General features: G+C 64.4%; 20 protein-coding genes. 10 read left to right on the forward strand and 10 right to left on the reverse strand.

All coding sequences use genetic code 11. From position 1 onward, the window contains the following. Positions 1–74: 74 nt before the first annotated feature. Genes LOY51_RS06090 through LOY51_RS06100 form a run of 3 tightly spaced genes read left to right on the forward strand, consistent with a single transcriptional unit; the run spans position 75 to position 2,095 of the window. On the forward strand, positions 75–359 hold the full coding sequence (locus LOY51_RS06090; RefSeq protein ID WP_110995541.1) for a hypothetical protein: 285 nt from the start codon (positions 75–77) through the stop codon (positions 357–359). Between the two features lie 3 nt (positions 360–362). Beyond that, positions 363–1,232 (forward strand): DUF72 domain-containing protein, encoded by an 870-nt coding sequence (locus LOY51_RS06095; RefSeq protein WP_125857660.1) that lies wholly within the window; start codon positions 363–365, stop codon positions 1,230–1,232. Between the two features lie 32 nt (positions 1,233–1,264). After that, entirely contained in the window at positions 1,265–2,095 is an 831-nt protein-coding gene (locus LOY51_RS06100; protein WP_258645219.1) for an isocitrate lyase/PEP mutase family protein, read from the forward strand. 12 nt (positions 2,096–2,107) lie between these two features. Here LOY51_RS06100 and LOY51_RS06105 read toward each other — a convergent pair whose 3' ends face one another. Beyond that, entirely contained in the window at positions 2,108–2,728 is a 621-nt protein-coding gene (locus LOY51_RS06105; protein WP_125857662.1) for an energy transducer TonB, read from the reverse strand. 95 nt (positions 2,729–2,823) lie between these two features. Between LOY51_RS06105 and LOY51_RS06110 the strand changes: the two genes are divergently transcribed. Beyond that, positions 2,824–3,606 carry a class I SAM-dependent methyltransferase gene (locus tag LOY51_RS06110; protein ID WP_125857663.1) on the forward strand — a complete coding sequence of 261 codons (783 nt, stop codon included), beginning with the start codon at positions 2,824–2,826 and terminating at the stop codon, positions 3,604–3,606. A gap of 143 nt (positions 3,607–3,749) precedes the next feature. Here the strand turns inward: LOY51_RS06110 and LOY51_RS06115 are convergent, their stop codons facing one another. Continuing rightward, on the reverse strand, positions 3,750–4,214 hold the full coding sequence (locus LOY51_RS06115) for a CopD family protein (protein ID WP_125462902.1): 465 nt from the start codon (positions 4,212–4,214) through the stop codon (positions 3,750–3,752). 98 nt (positions 4,215–4,312) lie between these two features. Between LOY51_RS06115 and dinG the strand changes: the two genes are divergently transcribed. The 5 genes from dinG to pdxH all read left to right on the forward strand — a co-directional run bounded on the left by dinG (position 4,313) and on the right by pdxH (position 11,780). Next, positions 4,313–6,457, forward strand: coding sequence for an ATP-dependent DNA helicase DinG (gene dinG / locus LOY51_RS06120; protein ID WP_258645221.1), 2,145 nt, complete (start codon positions 4,313–4,315; stop codon positions 6,455–6,457). An 80-nt stretch (positions 6,458–6,537) separates the two neighbouring features. Next, entirely contained in the window at positions 6,538–8,763 is a 2,226-nt protein-coding gene (locus LOY51_RS06125) for a beta-galactosidase (protein WP_258645223.1), read from the forward strand. A 124-nt stretch (positions 8,764–8,887) separates the two neighbouring features. Then, positions 8,888–10,033 carry a serine hydrolase domain-containing protein gene (locus tag LOY51_RS06130; protein ID WP_258645225.1) on the forward strand — a complete coding sequence of 382 codons (1,146 nt, stop codon included), beginning with the start codon at positions 8,888–8,890 and terminating at the stop codon, positions 10,031–10,033. Between the two features lie 99 nt (positions 10,034–10,132). Continuing rightward, positions 10,133–11,113, forward strand: a complete 981-nt coding sequence (locus LOY51_RS06135; protein ID WP_110996274.1) for an OmpA family protein — start codon at positions 10,133–10,135, stop codon at positions 11,111–11,113. 19 nt (positions 11,114–11,132) lie between these two features. Next, positions 11,133–11,780 (forward strand): pyridoxamine 5'-phosphate oxidase, encoded by a 648-nt coding sequence (pdxH, locus tag LOY51_RS06140; protein ID WP_153786231.1) that lies wholly within the window; start codon positions 11,133–11,135, stop codon positions 11,778–11,780. Here the strand turns inward: pdxH and LOY51_RS06145 are convergent. Continuing rightward, positions 11,777–12,010: a hypothetical protein gene (locus LOY51_RS06145; protein WP_125857669.1), complete on the reverse strand. Its 234-nt coding sequence runs from the start codon at positions 12,008–12,010 to the stop codon at positions 11,777–11,779. The genes pdxH and LOY51_RS06145 overlap by 4 nt on opposite strands. Before the next feature lie 149 nt (positions 12,011–12,159). Between LOY51_RS06145 and LOY51_RS06150 the strand changes: the two genes are divergently transcribed. Continuing rightward, positions 12,160–12,624 (forward strand): outer membrane lipoprotein, encoded by a 465-nt coding sequence (locus LOY51_RS06150; protein WP_110996277.1) that lies wholly within the window; start codon positions 12,160–12,162, stop codon positions 12,622–12,624. A gap of 64 nt (positions 12,625–12,688) precedes the next feature. Here LOY51_RS06150 and nhaA read toward each other — a convergent pair whose 3' ends face one another. The 7 genes from nhaA to livH form a co-directional block, all read right to left on the reverse strand. Continuing rightward, the gene (gene nhaA, locus LOY51_RS06155; protein ID WP_125857670.1) at positions 12,689–13,864 is read right to left on the reverse strand and encodes a Na+/H+ antiporter NhaA; all 1,176 of its coding nucleotides are present in this window, start codon (positions 13,862–13,864) and stop codon (positions 12,689–12,691) included. Positions 13,865–14,098: 234 nt separating this feature from the next. Then, the gene (locus LOY51_RS06160) at positions 14,099–15,712 is read right to left on the reverse strand and encodes an NAD(P)/FAD-dependent oxidoreductase (RefSeq protein WP_258645229.1); all 1,614 of its coding nucleotides are present in this window, start codon (positions 15,710–15,712) and stop codon (positions 14,099–14,101) included. Between the two features lie 103 nt (positions 15,713–15,815). Beyond that, a complete protein-coding gene (locus tag LOY51_RS06165) occupies positions 15,816–16,490 on the reverse strand; it encodes a COG3650 family protein (RefSeq protein WP_125462910.1) in 675 nt (224 codons plus the stop codon). Positions 16,491–16,732: 242 nt separating this feature from the next. Beyond that, complete coding sequence (locus LOY51_RS06170; RefSeq protein ID WP_125462911.1) at positions 16,733–17,434, reverse strand: ABC transporter ATP-binding protein; 702 nt, start codon at positions 17,432–17,434, stop codon at positions 16,733–16,735. Next, positions 17,435–18,202, reverse strand: coding sequence for a high-affinity branched-chain amino acid ABC transporter ATP-binding protein LivG (livG, locus tag LOY51_RS06175; protein ID WP_125462912.1), 768 nt, complete (start codon positions 18,200–18,202; stop codon positions 17,435–17,437). Continuing rightward, positions 18,199–19,455: a high-affinity branched-chain amino acid ABC transporter permease LivM gene (locus LOY51_RS06180; protein ID WP_110996282.1), complete on the reverse strand. Its 1,257-nt coding sequence runs from the start codon at positions 19,453–19,455 to the stop codon at positions 18,199–18,201. Before LOY51_RS06180 ends, livG begins: the two co-directional genes overlap by 4 nt. Next, a complete protein-coding gene (gene livH / locus LOY51_RS06185; protein WP_110996283.1) occupies positions 19,452–20,375 on the reverse strand; it encodes a high-affinity branched-chain amino acid ABC transporter permease LivH in 924 nt (307 codons plus the stop codon). The genes LOY51_RS06180 and livH overlap by 4 nt, the downstream gene beginning before the upstream one ends. Positions 20,376–20,519 lie beyond the last annotated feature (144 nt).

Consider the following 20,519-nt stretch of genomic DNA (forward strand, 5'->3'; position numbering starts at 1 on the left):
AGTTATCGTTCGGGCATTAGCGATGGATCTCTGATGCTGCTAAATTGCCATCATTGATCCTGAGTGCCCACGCCATGCGTATCGACGGCTTCTCCTCGCAGAGTTACCCCATCAAGCGCCCGCCGCGCAAAGCGCCGGTGCGTGACGAAGCGATCGATGACGCCGAGATCATCGAAGAGCCCGAACAGCAGGCCAGCCGTGCCAACCGCCGCAGCGCCAACCTGCCGGCCCGCCAGCAGGACCTGATCTTCCCCCGCGCCCGTGACCGGCGTACCTCCACGGCACTGGCCAGCTACCTGACCACCGCGGGCTTCACCGACTGGGATATGGAAGTGCTGGGGCTGGACCTGTACATTTGACGGATGATTCCGTCCCCCCAGCCCTACTTTCTCGGTTGCCCCTCCTGGAGCGAAAACGCCTGGCGTGAGTATCTCTATCCCGCCGATGCACGCACGGCTGAGTTCCTCGGCTTGTACAGCCAGGTCTTCAATGCCGTGGAAGGCAACACCACTTTCTATGCCCGGCCAGCGCCTGCGACGGTAGAGCGCTGGGCGCAGATCATGCCGGCGGGCTTTCGCTTCACGGCCAAGTTTCCGGGCGATGTCAGCCATGCCGGGGACCTGCGCGCGCAACTTGATTCGGCGATCGACTTCACCCGATTGATGGCGCCGTTGGGGCAGCGCGTGTCCCCCTACTGGCTGCAGTTGCCGGCGCAGTTCGGGCCCTCGCGCATGGGTGAGCTGGCGTATTTTCTGGATGAGGTTGGCGTGCCGGTTGCCGTTGAGGTGCGCAACGATGCGTTCTTCGCCCGTGGAGACGAAGAGCGCCTGCTCAATCGGCTGTTGCATGAGCGGGGTGTCGAGCGCATCTGCCTGGACCCGAGAGCGCTGTTCAGCTGCACATCTCGTGAGCCCGGTGTGCTGCATGCGCAGTCCAAGAAGCCCAAGGTGCCGCCCCGCCCGTGTTCGTTCAGCCAGCATCCGCAGGTGCGCTTTATCGGTCACCCTGAGCTTGCGGCCAACGAAACCTTCCTTACCCCCTGGGTCGACAAGGTGGCGGTGTGGATCGAGGAGGGCCGTAGCCCCTATGTATTTCTGCACACCGCCGACAACCGGATGGCTGCAGCGCTTGCCCAGCATTTCCACCAGCGGCTGATGGCCCGCCTGCCCGGGCTGGCCGCGTTACCGGAATTGCCGCGCGCGCCCGAGGTCGAACAGCTAGGGCTACTCTGACGACACTTTCTTCATCTGCCGGAGGTTGAACCATGGATGTGCAAACCCTGCGAGCCGAAGCCTTCAAGGCGCTGCATGAACGCGATGGCACATTCGTCATCCCCAACCCCTGGGATGCGGGTTCGGCCAGGATGTTGGCGGCCCTTGGCTTCGAAGCACTGGCCACTACCAGTGCGGGGCTGGCGTTCAGCCTGGGGCGCCCGGATGCCGAAGGCGCCCTGAGCCTTGAGGAAACCCTAGGCAATGCCCAGGCCATCGTGGATGCCACGCCGCTACCGGTGGCGGCAGACCTGGAAAACGGCTTTGGCGATTTGCCCGAGGACTGTGCGCAGACGATCCTGCGCGCCGCCGCAACCGGCCTGGTTGGCGGTTCGATCGAAGATGCCAGTGGCCGCAGCGAGGCGCCGATCTACGACTTCGACCTGTCCGTGGCGCGAGTGCGCGCTGCCGTGGAAGCTGCTCGCCAACTGCCATTTCCGTTCACGCTCTGCGCCCGCGCCGAGAACCTGCTGCACGGCAAACTGGACCTGGACGACACCATCCGGCGCCTGCAGGCCTATGCCGACGCTGGTGCCGATGTGTTGTATGCGCCTGGGCTGCGCAGCGTCGATGAGATTCGCGCGGTGGTGCAGGCCGTGGCGCCCAAACCGGTAAACGTGCTGATGGGCATGCCGGGGGTGCCGCTTGGCGTCAATCAGTTGCAGGATCTGGGCGTGAAGCGCATCAGTGTTGGTTCGTCGCTGGCCCGCGTCGCACTGGGCGCCTTCCAGCGCGCGGCGTTGGAAATCCGCGAGCAGGGCACGTTCGGCTATGGCGAGCAGGCGCTGCCATTTGCTCTGCTCAATGATCTGTTTCGCCGCTGAAAGCCTGCGTTCTCAGGCGTATGCGCGAACGTTGTTCAACACCACTGGGCGGGCCCAATGGGTATCGAACTCCAGGTCGTTCTGTTGCTTGGCCAGGGTGGGCTCGTCGAACGGCTCTGGCGCCGGGTCGAGCAGGTTCATCTCGAATTCGGCGATCGGCAGGAACAATGGGCGAGGCGATGGCGCGGGGCCGGGCTCGGCAATCGGATGGCCCTGGCTCATGACCACCGGGCGCAGCCAGCTGTTGCTGATGTCGAGGTCGCGCTGCTGGGTAATCAGCTCGGCGGTGCTGAAGGGTTCGGGCGCCGGTTCCAGCAGGTTGGCCTCGAGTTCCGCCTTGGGCAGGAACAGCGGCTCGGGAGGGGTGATTTCGGTGTCATGCACCGGCAGAGCGCGCTGGGCGTCGATCAGGGCCAAGGCCCTGGCGCCGCCGATAGGTTCGCCACTCTCTTTGTCGTACTGCACCAGCGCCTGGCTGACGCTGTCGATTTCCCCTTGCGGCTGCTCGGCCATGGCCCGGGCGAAGAAGTCCTGCCACAGGTGGCTGACGCCGCCCAGTGCCTGGGAGTTCTGTCGACCGTAGTTGCCGACAGGCGACAGGTAGGTCAAGCCGATGGGGAGAGTGTCTGACATGGCAGTCGCGCGCGTTGTGCTCTGGCAGAATAGCGGATACTGCGTGTATCGGCTGAGGCCGGGGTTTCATTAATTAATTTCGAGTGCGGGATCCGATGGTAGAGCAAGAGCTGGGCACAGGTATCAGGATCGAGGCACTGACCCCCGAATTCCAGGCGCAGGCGTTGGCATGGGCCGAACGCCTGGGCTTGCCGCTGGCCGACGAGGCGGCCGGGTTTGCCGTGCAGGTCGGTGCCGATGGCCTGCAGATCCAGCAACTGGGCCCGCAGGCGCCTGGGCCTGTGCGGGTGGATTTCGTCGAGGGACAGGCGGCGCATCGGCGGCTGTTCGGTGGTGGCAGCGGGCAGATGATCGCCAAGGCGGTGGGTATCGCCCAGGGCGTGCGGCCGCAGGTGCTCGATGCCACTGCGGGGTTGGGCAAGGATGCGTTCGTGCTGGCCAGCCTGGGCTGCCAGATGACCTTGATCGAGCGTCAGCCGTTGATCGCGGCGTTGCTGGAAGATGGCCTGGCGCGGGCGCGGGGGGACCTTGAGGTGGGGGCGATCGTCGAGCGCATGCGGCTGCTGACCGGCAATGCCATCGAGCGCATGCGTGGGTGGGAAGGGGAGGCGCCCCAAGTGATCTACCTTGATCCGATGTTCCCGCATCGGGACAAGAGCGCGCTGGTGAAGAAGGAGATGCGGGTGTTCCGGCCGTTGGTCGGTGATGACCTGGATGCGCCGGCGTTGCTCGAAGCGGCGTTGGCGTTGGCTTCGCACCGGGTGGTGGTCAAGCGGCCGCGCAAGGCGCCGATTATCGATGGGCCGAAGCCGAGCCATAGCCTTGAGGGGAAGTCGAGTCGGTACGATATTTACCCGAAGAAGGCATTGAAAGCTTGAATTGAGTGTTCGCCGATAGATCTTCTGCGCCTATGAGATCGAGCGCCGCGCGGGCGGCGCTCGATCTCATAGGCGCTGCAAGGCTTTTGGCGAACACCTGGCGGCCTTCACGCAAAACCCAAAGCTCGAAGGCCCAGCCACTATCAAACCAATACCCGCGAACTCGCCACCGCAACCACCGCCAACCCGATCGCCAGATTGACCCCCACCATCCGCCGAATCCGCCCCAGAACCCCAGCCCCCGCCGCCCAATCCTCAGCCTGCACCGCCGTGCGCAATTCAGGCAGCAGCAACGACTGGATCCGCATGAACAACGCAAACATCACGATCCCGCCGCCGATCATCACCTGAACGTACCGCGGCGCGGTCTCGAACCCGGCAAAGCGCAGGTGAATCATGCCCACCCCGCTGATCGCCAGAATCGCCACCGCCAGCCAGACCCATCTGAAGAACCGCTGGAAAACTTCCACCCACAAACGCAGCCGCGCCGGCCCCTCCAGGGCTGCAACCGTGGCCGGGCGCAGGATCAGCCAGGCGAAGAACATGCCGCCGACCCAGACCAGGGCGGCAAGGACATGCAGGGTGTAGGGCAGGGCAAAGGCGAGCATCCGGATCTCCATGCGGCACAAAGGGCAATAGCGGGGTATGATAGCCGGCCCATGCGAAACACTGAAAATATATCCAGCCCTCCGGGCGCCTGCAGACCATGATCAGCAACGAACTCAAAGCCACCATCCAGGGCGCCTACTCGCGTTTCCTCGAAGCCAAAAGCCTCAAGCCACGCTATGGCCAGCGCCTGATGATCGCCGAAGTGGCCAAGGTGCTCGGCGACATCGCCTGTGACGACGAAGGGCGCCGTGCCGGCGAGCCCGCCGTGGTGGCAGTCGAGGCGGGTACCGGTACCGGCAAGACCGTCGCTTACGCCCTTGCCGCGATCCCGGCCGCCAAGGCCGCCGGCAAGCGCCTGGTGATCGCTACCGCGACCGTGGCGCTGCAGGAACAGATCGTGCTCAAGGACCTGCCCGACCTGATGCGCAACAGCGGGCTGAACTTCAGCTTCGCCCTGGCCAAAGGCCGTGGCCGCTACCTGTGCCTGTCCAAACTCGACATCCTGCTGCAGGAAGGCCACGCCCAGTCGGCCACCGCCCAGCTGTTCGAAGAGGAAGGCTTCCACATCGAAGTCGACGAGCGCAGCCAGAAGCTGTTCAACAGCATGATCGAGAAGCTCGCCGGCAACCGTTGGGACGGTGATCGCGACAGCTGGTCGGAAGCCGTCGAGGACCAGGACTGGGCGCGCCTGACCACCGACCACAGCCAGTGCACCGGCCGCCATTGCCCGAACTTCCAGCAGTGCGTGTTCTACAAGGCGCGCGAAGGCATGGGCAAGGTCGATGTGATCGTCACCAACCATGACATGGTCCTCGCCGACCTCGCGCTGGGCGGCGGCGCCGTACTGCCCGACCCGCGCGACACCATGTACGTGTTCGACGAAGGCCATCACCTGCCGGACAAGGCTATCGGTCACTTCGCCCACTATTCGCGCCTGCGCTCCACCGCCGACTGGCTGGAGCAGACGGCCAAGAACCTCACCAAGCTGTTGGCCCAGCACCCGCTACCGGGCGACCTGGGGCGCTACATCGAGCAGGTGCCGGAGCTGGCCCGTGAGGTGCGTACCCAGCAGCAGTTCATGTTCACCCTGTGCGAGCAGGTTGCCGATTTCCGCACCGGTGAAGACATGGAAGGCCGCGACCGCCCGCGCTACCGCTTCGAAGGCGGCGTGGTGCCCGAGCAGATCCGCGAAGTCGGCATCGAGCTGAAAAAAGGCTTCGCCCGCCTCACCGACCTGTTCACCCGCCTGGCCGACCTGCTCAAGGAAGGCATGGACGGCGAGAACAACATCGGCATTGCCAGCCACCAGGCCGAGGAGTGGTACCCGCTGTTCGGCAGCCTGGTGACCCGTGCCCAGGGCAACTGGGAGTTGTGGACCGCGTTCACCGCCGAAGACCCGGAAGACAACCCGCCCATGGCGCGTTGGTTGACCCTGGCCGAAACTGGCGCGCTGTTCGATATCGAGGTCAATGCCAGCCCGATTTTGGCCGCCGAGATGCTGCGTAAAAGCCTGTGGAACGTCGCCCATGGCGCCCTGGTGACTTCGGCGACCTTGACCGCGCTGGGCAAGTTCGACCGCTTCCGCATGCGCTCGGGGCTGCCGCGCGACGCGGTGCAGTGCGTGGTGCCCAGCCCGTTCGTGCATGGCGATGCCGGCCTGTTGCGGGTGCCCGACCTGGGCGCCGACCCACGCGATGCCACGGCGCACACTGCATCGATCATCCGTGAACTGCCGAACATCGTCGAAGGTGCGCGGGGCGCGCTGGTGCTGTTCTCGTCGCGTAAACAGATGCAGGACGTATTCGATGGCCTGGACCGCGACTGGCGCAAGCTGGTGCTGATCCAGGGCAACCTGTCCAAGCAGGAAACCCTCAACAAGCACAAGGCGCGGGTCGACGATGGCCAGCACAGTGTGTTGTTCGGCCTGGCCAGTTTCGCCGAAGGTGTCGACCTGCCGGGCGCTTACTGCGAGCACGTGGTCATCGCCAAGATCCCGTTCTCGGTGCCGGATGACCCGGTCGAGGCCGCGTTGTCCGAATGGATCGAGGCCCGCGGCGGCAACCCGTTCATGGAAATCGCCGTGCCTGACGCTTCGCTGAAGCTGATCCAGGCCTGCGGCCGGCTGCTGCGTACTGAACAGGACCGCGGCGTCATCACCTTGCTCGACCGGCGCCTGGTCACCCAGCGCTACGGCAAGGCTATTCTCAATGCGCTGCCACCATTCCGACGGGAAATCGGCTGACTGCCGGAGCAAGACGCTTGCTTTGTTGTCCATACTCGATCGTGAGCCCATGACGGGCTCAGAAGGAGAGCCACCGCCCTATGATCCGCCGTACCCTGCCTGTGATGTTCTCCCTGTTGTTCAGTGCGCCGCTGCTGGCCGGGCAACAGACACTGTTCAGCTTCGTGCGCCCCGCCGCGGTGGTCAACGTCACCACCCAGGACGCTGCGATGCCGCAGTACAACGCGGAGCAGACCGCCGAAGGCGAGGTGTTGCGGCGGGTGGTGTTCAATCCGGTGGCGCAACCGACCTTGCGCCTGGCACCGCCCAGTGGCGCCTGGGACTGGTCGGCCGGGCAGGCCCTGACCCTGCGCCTGCAAAGCGGCATGGACTGGGCGCTGACCGTCGACGTGGCGGTGCAGAGCAGCGATGGGCGCACCCTCACCAGCCGTATCGACTTGCCGGCAGGGCCGGCGCAGACGGTGATGATTCCCCTCAAGGCCAGCTCGCCGCTCAGCCAGGGCATGCGTGCCGGCCCGCCGATGCCATGGGCCCATGAAGGCCAGCGCCTGCTGCTGACCAGCAGTGCAGGGGAGGTGGACCTCAAGCAAGTCACCTCGGTCAGCCTGAGCATTCCCAACCCCAAAGTGGCGCAGAGCCTGCTGATCGAGAAGGTCGGCCTGCAGGACGACGACCAGGCGTTCAAAGCTGCTTACAGCGAGCTGATCGACGGCTATGGCCAGTCCACCCGTGGGCGCTGGCCAGAAAAAATCGTCGGCGACGACCAGCTCAAGGCTGCCGACAGCCGCGAGCAGGCGCAGCTGAAAAGCTGGCTGGGCGAGCGCGACAAGCTCGGCCTGGACGCCTATGGCGGCCTGCTGGCGGGGCCAGCCTTCGAGGCCAAGGGCTTCTTCCGTACCGAAAAGCGCGACGGGCGCTGGTATTTGGTGACGCCCGACGGGCACCCGTTCTATTCCCTGGGCGTCAATGCCGTCGCCGCCGATGGCGGGCGCACTTACGTCGCCGGCCGCGAAAGCATGTTCAAGGCACTGCCGGCTGATGGCGAGGCACTGGCGGCGTTCTATGGCGAAGGCAACAACGATGATGGCAACACCTCGTCCCAGGGGCGCCAGTTCAAGCAGGGGCGCTGGTTCGATTTCTATGCGGCCAACCTGCAGCGCACCTACGGCAAACCCTGCTCGGCATCGACCGAACCGGCCTGCCCGCCACTGGCCCTGGACCTGCCGCGTTGGCAGGCGCACAGCCTCGACCGCCTGCAAGCCTGGGGCTTCAATACCCTGGGCAACTGGAGCGACCCAGGCTTTGCCCAGGCCAAGCGCATGCCGTACACGCTGCCACTGTCGATCGTCGGCGACTACGCCAGCATCAGCACCGGCATGGACTGGTGGGGGCGCATGCCTGACCCGTTCGACCCGCGTTTCGCCATGGCCACCGAGCGCGCCGTGGCCATCGCCGCCCGTGACCACCGCGACGACCCATGGCTGATCGGCTACTTCGCCGACAACGAACTGGCCTGGGCCGCACCCGGTGACGACCCGAGGGCCCGCTATGGGTTGGCCTACGGCACCCTGCGCCTGACCACTGATGTACCGGCCAAGCGCGCGTTCCTCAAGCAGCTGCGCGACAAGTACCGCAACCAGGAAGGGCTGTCGAAAGCCTGGGGCATCGAGCTGAGCGCCTGGGAGCTGATGGAAGACCCCGGCTTCGAGGCACCGCTGCCCGACCCTGCGCACCCGGAAATCGAGCGCGACTACCAGTACTTCCAGCAGGTGTTCGCCCAGACCTACTTCAAGACCATTGCCGATTCACTAAAGTGGCATGCCCCCAATCACCTGCTGCTGGGCGGTCGCTTCGCCGTGAGCACGCCGGAAGCGGTCAAGGCCTGCGCCGAGTTCTGCGACGTGCTCAGCTTCAACTTCTATACCCTCAAGCCCGAAGACGGTTATGACTTCGCCAGGCTGGCCGAGCTGGACAAGCCGGTGCTGGTTTCGGAATTCCAGTTCGGCTCCCGTGACCGTGGCCCGTTCTGGCCCGGCCCGCTGGAAGTGGCCCGCGAGGAAGACCGTGGCCCGGCCTACGGTAATTTCCTCAAGGCGGCACTGGCCCAGCCGATGATCGTCGGCGCCCATTGGTTCCAGTACCTCGACCAACCGGCCAGCGGGCGACTGCTGGATGGCGAAAACGGCCATCTGGGGCTGGTGGCCATCACCGATGTGGCCTACCCGGGCTTTGTCGAGGCGGTGCGCCGCAGCAACCTGCAAGCCGTTGGTCAGTTGCGCAAGGCCCTCGACAAACCCGCGCAGTGACCGCCCTGCGCGCCTCGAAAATCAGTTTTTCCTTGCGACCACCCGGCCACATTCAGTAGGCAAAACGGCCAACTACTGAAACAATGCACGCCTTTTTCAGCAAGGTCGTACGGAGAACAGGCGGGTGCAGATTCAGGGCCACTATGAGCTGAAGTTCGAGGCGGTGCGTGAAGCCTTCGCCGCGTTGTTCGAGGATCCCCAGGAGCGTGGTGCGGCGCTGTGCATCCAGGTCGGCGGCGAGACCGTGGTCGACCTGTGGGCCGGCAGTGCCGACAAGGACGGTCGCGAGGCCTGGCACAGCGACACCATCGCCAACCTGTTTTCCTGCACCAAGACCTTCACCGCCGTCACCGCCCTGCAACTGGTGGGCGAGGGCAAGCTGGCACTGGATGCGCCGGTTGCGCGCTACTGGCCGGAATTCGCCCAGGCCGGCAAGGAGCAGGTCACCCTGCGCCAGCTGCTCAGCCACCGCGCCGGCCTGCCGGCCATTCGTGAACTGTTGCCGGCCGAGGCCCTGTACGACTGGCAGGCGATGGTCGACGCGCTGGCCGCCGAGGCCCCCTGGTGGGCCCCAGGCACCGAGCATGGTTATGCCGCGATCACCTATGGCTGGCTGATCGGTGAGCTGATCCGCCGCGCCGATGGCCGTGGGCCGGGCGAGTCGATTGTCGCGCGCACCGCCAGGCCGCTGGGCCTGGATTTCCATGTGGGCCTGGCGGACGAAGAATTCCACCGTGTGGCGCACATCGCCCGCGGCAAGGGTAACCCGGGCGATGCTGCGGCCCAGCGCCTGTTGCAGGTGACCATGCGCGAGCCCGAAGCTCTGTCGACCCGCGCTTTCACCAACCCGCCGGCGATCCTCACCAGCACCAACAAGCCGGAATGGCGGCGCATGCAGCAACCGGCGGCCAATGGCCATGGTAACGCACGCAGCCTGGCGGGGTTCTACGCCGGCCTGCTTGATGGCAGCCTGCTGGAATCCGAACTGCTCGACGAGCTGACCCGCGAACACAGCCTCGGCCAGGATCGCACCCTGCTGACCCAGACCCGCTTTGGCCTGGGCTGCATGCTTGACCAGCCCCAGGTGGCCAACGCCACCTTCGGCCTCGGCGCCCGGGCTTTCGGGCATCCGGGCGCAGGTGGCTCGGTCGGCTTTGCCGACCCCGAACACGACGTGGCCTTCGGCTTCGTCACCAATACCCTGGGCCCGTACGTGCTGATGGACCCGCGCGCGCAAAAATTGGTACGTGTGCTTGCCGGCTGCCTTTGATCGGGTGGCGCGGGTATTGCCCCGGCCCTTTGACTATCCTCAGTGCCAACGCCTGAAAGGTGTGGGTAGAATTTCTTTCAATTTCATGGTGTATCGCTGATGTCTTCACATAAAACCTTAGCACTCGCCCTGTGCCTGACCATGACTGGCTGCGCCAGCCATTCGCAGGACAGTTCGAAAGACGGCGGCTTGAGCTGGTGGCCCTTCGGTTCGGATAAAGTCGCCGACAAGGAAGTGAAAGCGGCCGTGACCGAAAACGTCGCCAAGGCCGACGCCAAGTCCGAGAGCGGCAGCCGCTGGTGGTGGCCATTCGGTGGCGACGAGAAAACCACGCAAGCTGCGGCCGTGCCAAAGATCGACCAGAAAGCCACCCAGGCCTGGCTCGACCAGTACGAACCCAAGGTGCGCGAAGCCATCAAGGGCAGCAAGTTCGAGCTGGAGCGCCGTGAAGACCTGCTGGCGGTGACCATCCCGGTCGACGGCTCCTATAACCCGGATCGCCCGAACATGCTGCTGCCGGTGACCCTGAGCCCGATCACCCAGGTGGCCAAGGCCATCGAGGCCGACAGCAAGACCGCCATCCTTATCCTCGGCCATGGCGACAGCAGTGGCGCCACCGCCGCCACCCAGAAGCTGAGCCTCGAGCGTGCCGCTTCGGTGTCGGCGATTTTCCGTCTCAGCGGCCTGCAACGTGATCGCCTGATGCTCAAAGGCATGGGTTCGGTCATGCCGCGTGCCGCCAACGACAGCGCCCCGGGCCGTGCCCTGAACCGCCGTGTCGAACTGCTGCTGACCCCTAAGGACACCATGGTCGCTCTGTTGGCCAAGTACCAGCAGGCAGCGCCTGCGCCAGCCGCGGCGCCGATGGTTGCGGTGCAGGACACCAAGGCACCGGCAGCCAAGGCCGCAGCCGCCAAACCGGCCGCCAAGCCTGCGGCGAAAAAACCAGCCGCCAAAGCCAAGGCTCCGGCCAAGGCCACTGCGGCTGCGAAAAAGAAAGCCGCTCCGGCCAAACCTGCCGCGAAGAAGGCCAGCACCGACAAGAAAGTCGCCGCCAACAGCCCTGCGAAGACCAACTGATCGTCAAGGAAACGCAGCCATGACCCAATCCCTGGCCGATATGCGCCGCGACTACACCCGTGATGGCCTGGCCGAAGCCCAGGCGCCGGGTGAGCCGTTCGCGCTGTTCCACCAATGGTTCGCCGATGCGGTGAAAACCGAGCAGCTGCCGGTGGAAGCCAACGCCATGACCCTGGCCACTGTCGATGCCGACGGCCGCCCGCATTGCCGGGTGCTGTTGCTCAAGGCCCTCGATGCACAGGGTTTCACCTTCTTCACCAACTACGAAAGCGCCAAGGGCCAGCACATCGCGGCCAGGCCGTTTGCGGCCATGACCTTCTTCTGGCCGGCGCTGGAGCGTCAGGTGCGGATCGAGGGGCGGGTGGAAAAGGTCACGGCCAAGGAGTCGGACGATTACTACCAGGTGCGCCCGCTGGGCAGCCGCCTGGGGGCCTGGGCGTCGCCGCAGAGCCGAGTGATCGCTGATCGCGAGGAACTGGAGGGGCTGGTCAAGGCCACCGAGGCGCGTTTCTCCGATACGCAACCCCATTGCCCCGAGCACTGGGGTGGCTATCGCTTGCTGCCGGAGCGCATCGAGTTCTGGCAGGGCCGCGCCAGCCGGTTGCATGATCGCCTGAACTATCGGCTGGTGGATGGCCAGTGGCAGCGTGAGCGCCTGGCACCTTAACTCTTGAACGCGGCGGCCTCGCGTTCCAGCCAGGCCGCCAGCGCTTTGCGTTTGATCTTTTCTGCCCGCGCCCGCTCCAGCAACTGGAGCATGAATGCCTGCTTCGCCGGATCCGGCCCGGCCAGCGAAAGCGCCAGGTCACGGTCCATCCAACGCCTCATGCGCAGATACAGCCAGCCGTGGAAGTACAGGCCGGCGACAGTCGTCACCACGACGATGAAGTAATCCATGGCTATCCTTGGTCCAACCCGAGTGCCCCTTGCACAGCCGATGGTGGCTGTACCTGAGCTGAATGGGAACAAATTTATAACGTTTGCGCCGTGACACCTGTCAAGGCGAGGCGTCTAATGAGCACCTGAAACTTTTGGAGATTGTCCTCATGCGTAAATCCGTTTTGCTGGTGGCGAGCTTCACCACCATGGCGTTGTTGCTGGGCGGCTGCCAGTCGTCGCTGACCGGTGACAGCTACTCCCGTGATGAGGCCCGCCGCGTGCAGACCGTGCGCATGGGCACCATCGAATCGCTGCGTCCCGTGAAGATCGAAGGCACCAAGACGCCAATCGGTGGTGGTGCCGGCGCCATTGTCGGTGGTGTTGCCGGCAGCGCGGTTGGCGGTGGCCGTGGCAGCATCGTTGCCGCTGTGATCGGTGCCGTGGCCGGTGGCCTGGCCGGTTCCGCCGCCGAAGAAGGCCTGACCCGCACCCAGGGCGTCGAGATCACCGTGCGTGAAGACGACGGCAGCATGCGCGCCTATGTGCAGCAGGTGCAGCAGAACGAAATCTTCCGCGTCGGCGAGCGTGTGCGCATCATGACTGTCGATGGCACCAGCCGCGTCACGCACTGATCGCAAGACAAAACAAACCCCGACACGGCTTTGCCGGGTCGGGGTTTCTTTTTGCCTGATGGATTCAGCGGGCGGCGGCTTTGCGACTTGCCATGGCCGTGATCAGGTAACCGACCACGGCGGCGAAGAACGAGCCGGTGAGGATGCCCATGCGGTCCATGCCCGCATAGTCGCTGCTACCCGGTACGAAGGCCAGGGAGCCGACGAACAGGCTCATGGTGAAGCCGATGCCGCAGAGGACCGCCACCCCGAGCACCTGCCCCCAGTTGGCCTCGGCCGGCAGTGCGGCCAGGCGCAGCTTGACGGCAATCCAGGTCAGGCCGAACACCCCGACCGTCTTGCCAGCGAGCAGGCCGAGCGCGATGCCCATGGGGACTGGGTGGATAAAGCTTTCCAGGGTGACACCGGCCAGCGAAACGCCGGCGTTGGCAAAGGCGAACAGCGGCAGGATGGCGTAGGCGACCCAGGGCTGCAACGCGTGTTCCAGGCTCAGCAACGGCGAGGTTTCGGCGTGCTTGGTACGCAGCGGGATGCACAGTGCCAGGGCCACACCGGCAAGCGTGGCATGCACACCGCTCTTGAGCACGCAGACCCAGAGAATCAGGCCGATCACCAGGTAAGGGCCAAGCTTGATCACCCCCAGGCGATTCATGGCGAGCAATGCGATCAGGCAGGCGCCGGCCAGCATCAGCGACAGGCTGGACAGCGTGCCGGAATAGAACAGGGCGATGATGATGATCGCGCCCAGGTCGTCGATGATCGCCAGGGTCATCAGGAACAGCTTCAGCGACACCGGCACACGCTTGCCCAGCAACGCGAGCACGCCAAGCGCGAAGGCAATGTCGGTGGCGGTAGGGATTGCCCAACCGGCCACGGCAGCCGGGTTGTCGCGGTTGATGAACCAATAGATCAGCGCTGGCACCAGCATGCCGCCGATGGCGGCAGTGGCGGGCAGGATCACCTGCGAAGGCTTGGACAGGTGGCCGTCGACCACCTCGCGCTTGACCTCAAGGCCAATGAGCAGGAAGAACAGCGCCATCAGGCCATCGTTGATCCACAGTAGCAGTGGCTTGGCGATCTCGAGGGCGCCGACCTGGACGGCGACCGGTACTTCGAGCAGGCCGTTGTACAGATAGGAAAGCGGCGAATTGTTGATGATCAGGGCCAGCACGGCGGCGGCGATCAGCAGCAGGCCGCTGGCGGCTTCCAATTGGAAGAAACGAGCGAAGAGGCTACGCACGGGTGAGGGCTCTCCAAATAGCTGGATTGAAACGGGCGTACACCCTAGCGTGTGGGGATATGCTTTAAAACAAAAATTATATTCTTTTTAGTTATAAGGTGTTGCGGGTACGACCGGGCAAGCCTAGACGGCAATGCGGAGCAGGGCAGGAAGGTAATTCTCAGGGAAGAGCCGGAAAAATCCGAGAGTGACCGCAGGCCTGTGCCGTCACCGCGACACAGGCCTGTCGAACGGTCAGTCTTTCAGGCCTAGCATGTCCCTTGCCACGGCTTCGGCGATGCGGATGCCATCGACACCGGCGGACAGGATGCCGCCGGCGTAGCCCGCGCCTTCACCTGCCGGGAACAGGCCCTTGAGGTTCAGGCTCTGGAAGCTGTCGTCACGGGTGATGCGCAACGGCGAGGAGGTGCGTGTTTCGATCCCGGTCAGCACTGCGTCATGCAGGCTGTAGCCCTTGATCTGGCGCTCGAAGGCCGGCAGTGCCTCGCGGATGGCTTCGATGGCGAAGGCCGGCAGGCTTGCCGCCAGGTCACAGAGGGTGACGCCCGGCTTGTACGAAGGCTCGACGCTACCCAGCGCCGTGGACGCACGGCCGGCCACGAAGTCACCTACCAACTGTGCCGGTGCCTGGTAGTTGCTGCCGCCCATCACGTAGGCGTGGGATTCCAGGCGCTCCTGGAGTTCGATGCCGGCCAGCGGGCTGCCCGGATAATCGCGCTCCGGGTCGATGCCGACCACCAGGCCCGAGTTGGCATTGCGCTCGTTGCGCGAGTACTGGCTCATGCCGTTGGTGACCACGCGGCCCGGCTCGCTGGTGGCGGCGACCACGGTGCCGCCCGGGCACATGCAGAAGCTGTAGACCGAGCGACCGTTCTTGGCGTGGTACACCAGCTTGTAGTCGGCAGCACCCAGCTTCGGATGGCCGGCATATTTGCCCAGGCGCGCCTTGTCGATCAGCGACTGTGGGTGCTCGATGCGGAAACCGACCGAGAACGGCTTGGCCTCCATGAACACGCCCTTGGCGTGGAGCATGCGGAAAGTGTCGCGAGCGCTGTGGCCCAAGGCCAGGACCACATGGCGCGACAGCAACTGTTCGCCGTTTTGCAGGACCACGCCGGTCAGTTGCTCGCCATCGACCAGCAGGTCGGTGACTTTTTGCTCGAAGCGTACTTCGCCGCCCAGGCTGATGATCTCTTCGCGCATCTTCTCGACCATGCTGGTCAGGCGGAAGGTACCGATGTGCGGCTTGTTGATGTAGAGGATCTCTTCCGGCGCGCCGGCCTTGACGAACTCTTCCAGCACCTTGCGGCCATGGTGTTGCGGGTCCTTGATCTGGCTGTACAGCTTGCCGTCGGAGAAGGTCCCGGCGCCGCCTTCGCCGAACTGCACGTTGGACTCGGGGTTGAGCACGCTCTTGCGCCACAGGCCCCAGGTGTCCTTGGTGCGCTGGCGTACTTCCTTGCCGCGCTCGAGGACGATCGGCTTGAAGCCCATCTGTGCCAGCAAGAGGCCGGCGAAGATGCCGCACGGGCCGAAGCCGACCACCACCGGGCGTTCCTGCACTGCCGGTGTCGCGTGGCCGACGAACTTGTAGCTGACGTCCGGGGCGACGCTGATTTTCGGATCGTCGGCGAACACCCGCAGCAGCTCGTCTTCGTTGCTGGCTTCGAGGTCGATGGTGTAGATGAACAGCAGCTCGCTGTTCTTCTTGCGCGCATCGTAGCTGCGCTTGAACAGGGTGAAACCGAGCAGTTGCTCATCCGTGATGCCCAGGCGCTGGACGATGGCTGCGCGCAGCTCGTCATCGGAGTGGTCCAGGGGCAGCTTGAGTTCGGTGATTCGTAGCATGGCAGGGTCCAGTATCCCGGCCATGGGCGGCCGGCGGCTTTACACAAACCGCCAAGTATAAGCTGTTCGCCGCCCCGACTGGCAGGATAAAAGCGCCCGGCGATCAGAGGTCGCGGGCACCGCCGTAGTAAGCGCAGCCCTTCAGGGTCTTGCCGTCGATGCGCAGTTCGGCCTTGAGGTGGCGGATCGCACCGGTGGCAACGTCGACGCAGCGTTGCGGCGCGACCCACAGCTCGACACGCTGGCCGTTGGCTTCACTGGACAGGCTCAGGCCGCCGCCGGGCAGCTCTTCTTCGAGGAACGGTAGCGGCAGCGGTTCCTGGCCGACGCGGTTGAGCACCATGCCTTTGCCGCTGGCCTTGATGTCCCAGTCCGGCTCGTGGCCGCCGGCGCGCAGGGTCAATTGCTTGAAGTTGGGGTCTTCGCAACCGCGGGCGGTGGGTTCCAGGCGGTACAGGCGGGTGACGTCGATCTGGCCGTCGCTACCGGCCTGCTTGCTGCCGGTCAGGCGGCCGCGCAGGTCGCTGAACAGTTTGTCCTTGGAGTCTTTGGCCAGGTTGGCGGCTTCCTGCAGGATCGCGGTGCTGCCAGCGTCATTGATGACGAACTGACGGGCTTCGTTGCAGGGTTTGAACAGCAGGTGGCCGCCGCCGGCGCTGAGTTCGCCCTGCATGCGCGTGGTGCCGAGGTTCGGGTCGACCGGTTTTTCGGCCAGCACCTGGCAACCGGCGAACAGCGGCAGCATCGAAGCGAGCAGCAGGGAGGGGGTGAGGCGCATGGGGCGGGCTCCGGGAATCTTGGCGAAAGAGCTGGCCACGTTACTCAGGGTGCGTCGGGATCTCAAGCGCCGGGTCATTCGCGTGTGCTTCTTCGCGGGTAAATCGCGACGGCGAACCGCCGCTCCCACAGGGGCCGTGCACTCCTCAGGGTTGCACAGTACCTGTGGGAGCGGGTTTACCCGCGAAGAAGCGCACGCATTACTTGCAGGCAGAAAAAAGGGCCCGAAGGCCCTTTGATCATTCAACCCCCGAGGTACGCGTCACGCACCTTCGGATCGGTCAGCAGCGCTTCACCGGTACCCTGCATCACCACCTTGCCGTTCTCCAGCACATACGCGCGGTCGGCGATCTTCAGCGCCTGGTTGGCGTTCTGCTCCACCAGGAACACCGTCACGCCATCGCGGCGCAACTGTTCGATGATGTCGAAGATCTGCTGGATGATGATCGGCGCCAGGCCCAGCGAAGGCTCGTCGAGCAGCAGCAGCTTAGGCTTGCTCATCAGCGCACGGCCGATGGCCAGCATCTGCTGTTCGCCACCGGACATGGTGCCGCCGCGCTGGATATAGCGCTCCTTCAGGCGCGGGAACAGCTGCAGGACTTTGTCCAGCTGCTCCTGGTAGTCGCCCTTGTCGGTGAAGAAACCGCCCATGGCCAGGTTTTCCTCGACGGTCAGGCGCGAGAACACGCGGCGGCCTTCCGGCACCACCGCGATGCTCTTGCGCATGATGTGCGAGGAGGGCTGGCCGACCAGCTCTTCACCCAGGTACTTGATGCTGCCGCTATGGGCCTGGGGCGAACCGCAGAGGGTCATCAGCAGCGTCGACTTGCCGGCGCCGTTGGCGCCGATCAGGGTGACGATTTCGCCCTGGTTGATCTCTACGTTGACGCTGTGCAGCGCCTGGATCTTGCCGTAGAAGGTGGAAACGTTCTCGAACTTCAGCATTTACGCCTCCCCCAGGTAGGCCTTGATCACATCAGGGTTGCCGCGAATCTCTTCCGGCGTGCCATCGGCCAGGGGCGTGCCCTGGTTGATGACCACGATGTGGTCGGAGATGCTCATCACCAGTTTCATGTCGTGCTCGATCAGCAGCACGGTCACGTTGTGGGATTCACGCAGGTAGCTGATGAGCGCCTTGAGGTCTTCGGTTTCCTTGGGGTTCAGGCCGGCGGCCGGTTCGTCGAGCATGATGATCCGTGGCTGGGTCATCATGCAGCGGGCGATTTCCAGGCGCCGTTGCTGGCCATAGGCGAGGGTGCCGGCGGTACGGTTGGCGAACTCGGTCAGGTTGACCTTCTCCAGCCAGTACTGCGCGCGCTCCATGGCTTCCTTTTCGCTGCGGCGGAAGCTCGGGGTCTTGAACAGGCCGGCGAAGAAGTTGGTGTTGAGGTGGCGGTGCTGGGCAATCAGCAGGTTCTCCAGCGCGGTCATTTCCTTGAACAGGCGCACGTTCTGGAAGGTCCGCACCACGCCCTTGCGGGCGATCTGATGGCCGGCCAGACCCTGGATAGGCTGGCCGTCGAGCAGGATGGTGCCGCCGCTGGGTTTGTAGAAACCGGTCAGGCAGTTGAACACGGTGGTTTTGCCGGCGCCGTTCGGGCCGATCAATGCCACCACCTGTTTCTCCTTGACGGTCAGGCCTACGCCGTTGACCGCCAACAAGCCGCCGAAGCGCATGCTCAGGCCGCTGACTTGCAGAATTTCGCGGCTCATCGAGGCAGCTCCAGGTGAGGACGTTGCATGGGCAGCAGGCCCTGCGGACGCCAGATCATCATCAACACCATCAGCGCACCGAACATCAGCATCCGGTATTCGCTGAACTCACGCATCATCTCCGGCAGCAGGATCATCACGATGGCCGCGAGAATCACGCCCAACTGCGAACCCATGCCACCCAGCACGACGATGGCGAGGATGATCGCCGACTCGATGAAGGTGAACGACTCCGGTGTCACCAGCCCTTGGCGGGCGGCGAAGAAGCTGCCGGCGAAACCGGCGAAGCAGGCACCCAGGGTGAATGCCGAGAGCTTGATCACGGTGGGGTTCAGGCCCAGCGCACGGCAGGCGATCTCGTCTTCACGCAGCGCTTCCCAGGCACGGCCGATCGGCATGCGCAGCAGGCGGTTGATGACGAACAGCGCCAGCAGGGCCAGCAGCAGGGCGACCAGGTAGAGGAAGATGACCTTGTTGATCGAGTTGTATTCCAGCCCGAAGAATTCGTGGAAGGTCTGCATCCCTTCGGCAGCCTTGCGTTCGAAGGTCAGGCCGAAGAACTCGGGCTTGGGGATGTTGCTGATGCCGTTGGGGCCGCCGGTCCAGTCGGTGAGGTTACGCAGGAACAGGCGAATGATCTCGCCGAAGCCCAGCGTGACGATCGCCAGGTAGTCGCCGCGCAGGCGCAGCACCGGGAAACCGAGCAGGAAGCCGAAGGTGGCAGCCATCAGGCCGGCGATCGGCAGGCACACCCAGAAGCTCCAGCCCAGGTAGTGCGAGAGCATCGCGTAGCTGTAGGCGCCGACGGCGTAGAAGCCGACATAACCCAGGTCGAGCAGGCCTGCCAGGCCGACCACGATGTTCAGGCCCAGGCCCAGCAACACGTAGATCAGGATCAGGGTGGCGATGTCGACCGCGCCGCGCGAGCCGAAGAACGGCCAGATCAGCGCCGCCACGATCAGCCCCATGATGATCCAGCGCTGGGTTTTCGGCAGGGTGAGGAAGTTGCTCACCGACGGTGGCACCAGCTTGCGGTCCGAGCGGCGACCCATCACCGCACTCCACTGCTTGTCGAACAGCACGCGCAGGAACATCAGCACCGAGCACGCGGCAATGATGCTGATGGTGAACGAGCCCTGGCTGTGAACGATCAGGCTGATGCCATCGATGCTCAGTTTCAGGCCCAGTACCGGGAAGGCCACGGCCCAGACCAGCAAGGCGCTGAAGAACGCCTGTTTGAGATTTCTGTTCATACTTTTTCAACCTCCGGGCGGCCCAGGATGCCGGTCGGCCGGAACAGCAGGACAAGAACCAAAAGACCGAATGCCACCACGTCCTTGTACTGGTCGCCGAAGATGTCGGCGCCGAACGCTTCGGCCACGCCCAGCACCAGCCCGCCGAGCATGGCGCCCGGAATGCTGCCGATGCCGCCCAGTACCGCCGCGGTGAAGGCCTTCAGGCCCACCAGGAAACCGGCGTTGGGGTTGATTACCCCGTACTGCATGCTCAGCAGCACGGCCGCCACCGCCGCGAGCGCGGCACCGATGACGAAGGTCAGGGCGATGATGTTGTTGGTGTTGATACCCAGCAGGTTGGCCATCTTGATGTCCTCGGCGCAGGCGCGGCAGGCGCGCCCCAGGCGGGAACGGGAGATGAACAGGGTCAGGCAGGTCATGGCCACCAGGGTGACCACGAACACCAGGATCTGCATGTAGCTGATCAGGACTTCTTCCGCGCCGCCCGGCCCGAAGGAGAGGCTCCCGGGGATCAGGTTGGGGATGGATTTGTCCTTGGAGTCCTGGGACAGCAACACGGTGTTCTGCAGGAAGATCGACATGCCGATGGCGGAGATCAGCGGGATCAGCCGGTTGCTGTTGCGCAGCGGCCGGTAGGCGACCCGTTCGATGCTGTAGCCGTAGGCACTGGTGACGCAGATGGTGGCGACGAAGGCCACGGTCATCAGGATCGGCAGCGAATGGATACCCATCATGGCCAGCCCGGCAAGGGCGATGAAGGCCACGTAGGAACCGATCATGTACACCTCGCCGTGGGCGAAGTTGATCATGCCGATGATGCCGTACACCATCGTGTAACCGATGGCGATCAGGGCATAGGTACTGCCGATGGTCAGTCCGTTAACCAGTTGTTGTAGGAAATGGTAGATCTCAGGCATTACAGCGCTCCTAAAAACCTGATTTGCATTTCACTGGTGGGGGATGACCCCGGCCCATGTTCTCGTGGTCTTCGCCACGTGATCTTTTGCGGGCACTGCCAGGAAACCGCGGGTGACGGTTTTAAGATTTTCAGGTGGACCGGC

It is taken from the genome of Pseudomonas sichuanensis, from assembly GCF_024749065.1.
Classification (GTDB): domain Bacteria; phylum Pseudomonadota; class Gammaproteobacteria; order Pseudomonadales; family Pseudomonadaceae; genus Aquipseudomonas; species Aquipseudomonas sichuanensis.

What these genes read in the sequence shown, in the direction of transcription:
- LOY51_RS06090 (WP_110995541.1), top strand. Translation starts at nt 75, where the DNA reads ATGCGTATCGACGGCTTCTCCTCGCAGAGTTACCCCATCAAGCGCCCG.
- LOY51_RS06095 (WP_125857660.1), top strand. Translation starts at nt 363, where the DNA reads ATGATTCCGTCCCCCCAGCCCTACTTTCTCGGTTGCCCCTCCTGGAGC.
- LOY51_RS06100 (WP_258645219.1), top strand. Translation starts at nt 1,265, where the DNA reads ATGGATGTGCAAACCCTGCGAGCCGAAGCCTTCAAGGCGCTGCATGAA.
- LOY51_RS06105 (WP_125857662.1), bottom strand. Translation starts at nt 2,728, where the DNA reads ATGTCAGACACTCTCCCCATCGGCTTGACCTACCTGTCGCCTGTCGGC.
- LOY51_RS06110 (WP_125857663.1), top strand. Translation starts at nt 2,824, where the DNA reads ATGGTAGAGCAAGAGCTGGGCACAGGTATCAGGATCGAGGCACTGACC.
- LOY51_RS06115 (WP_125462902.1), bottom strand. Translation starts at nt 4,214, where the DNA reads ATGCTCGCCTTTGCCCTGCCCTACACCCTGCATGTCCTTGCCGCCCTG.
- dinG (WP_258645221.1), top strand. Translation starts at nt 4,313, where the DNA reads ATGATCAGCAACGAACTCAAAGCCACCATCCAGGGCGCCTACTCGCGT.
- LOY51_RS06125 (WP_258645223.1), top strand. Translation starts at nt 6,538, where the DNA reads ATGATCCGCCGTACCCTGCCTGTGATGTTCTCCCTGTTGTTCAGTGCG.
- LOY51_RS06135 (WP_110996274.1), top strand. Translation starts at nt 10,133, where the DNA reads ATGTCTTCACATAAAACCTTAGCACTCGCCCTGTGCCTGACCATGACT.
- pdxH (WP_153786231.1), top strand. Translation starts at nt 11,133, where the DNA reads ATGACCCAATCCCTGGCCGATATGCGCCGCGACTACACCCGTGATGGC.
- LOY51_RS06145 (WP_125857669.1), bottom strand. Translation starts at nt 12,010, where the DNA reads ATGGATTACTTCATCGTCGTGGTGACGACTGTCGCCGGCCTGTACTTC.
- LOY51_RS06150 (WP_110996277.1), top strand. Translation starts at nt 12,160, where the DNA reads ATGCGTAAATCCGTTTTGCTGGTGGCGAGCTTCACCACCATGGCGTTG.
- LOY51_RS06160 (WP_258645229.1), bottom strand. Translation starts at nt 15,712, where the DNA reads ATGCTACGAATCACCGAACTCAAGCTGCCCCTGGACCACTCCGATGAC.
- LOY51_RS06165 (WP_125462910.1), bottom strand. Translation starts at nt 16,490, where the DNA reads ATGCGCCTCACCCCCTCCCTGCTGCTCGCTTCGATGCTGCCGCTGTTC.
- LOY51_RS06170 (WP_125462911.1), bottom strand. Translation starts at nt 17,434, where the DNA reads ATGCTGAAGTTCGAGAACGTTTCCACCTTCTACGGCAAGATCCAGGCG.
- livG (WP_125462912.1), bottom strand. Translation starts at nt 18,202, where the DNA reads ATGAGCCGCGAAATTCTGCAAGTCAGCGGCCTGAGCATGCGCTTCGGC.
- LOY51_RS06180 (WP_110996282.1), bottom strand. Translation starts at nt 19,455, where the DNA reads ATGAACAGAAATCTCAAACAGGCGTTCTTCAGCGCCTTGCTGGTCTGG.
- livH (WP_110996283.1), bottom strand. Translation starts at nt 20,375, where the DNA reads ATGCCTGAGATCTACCATTTCCTACAACAACTGGTTAACGGACTGACC.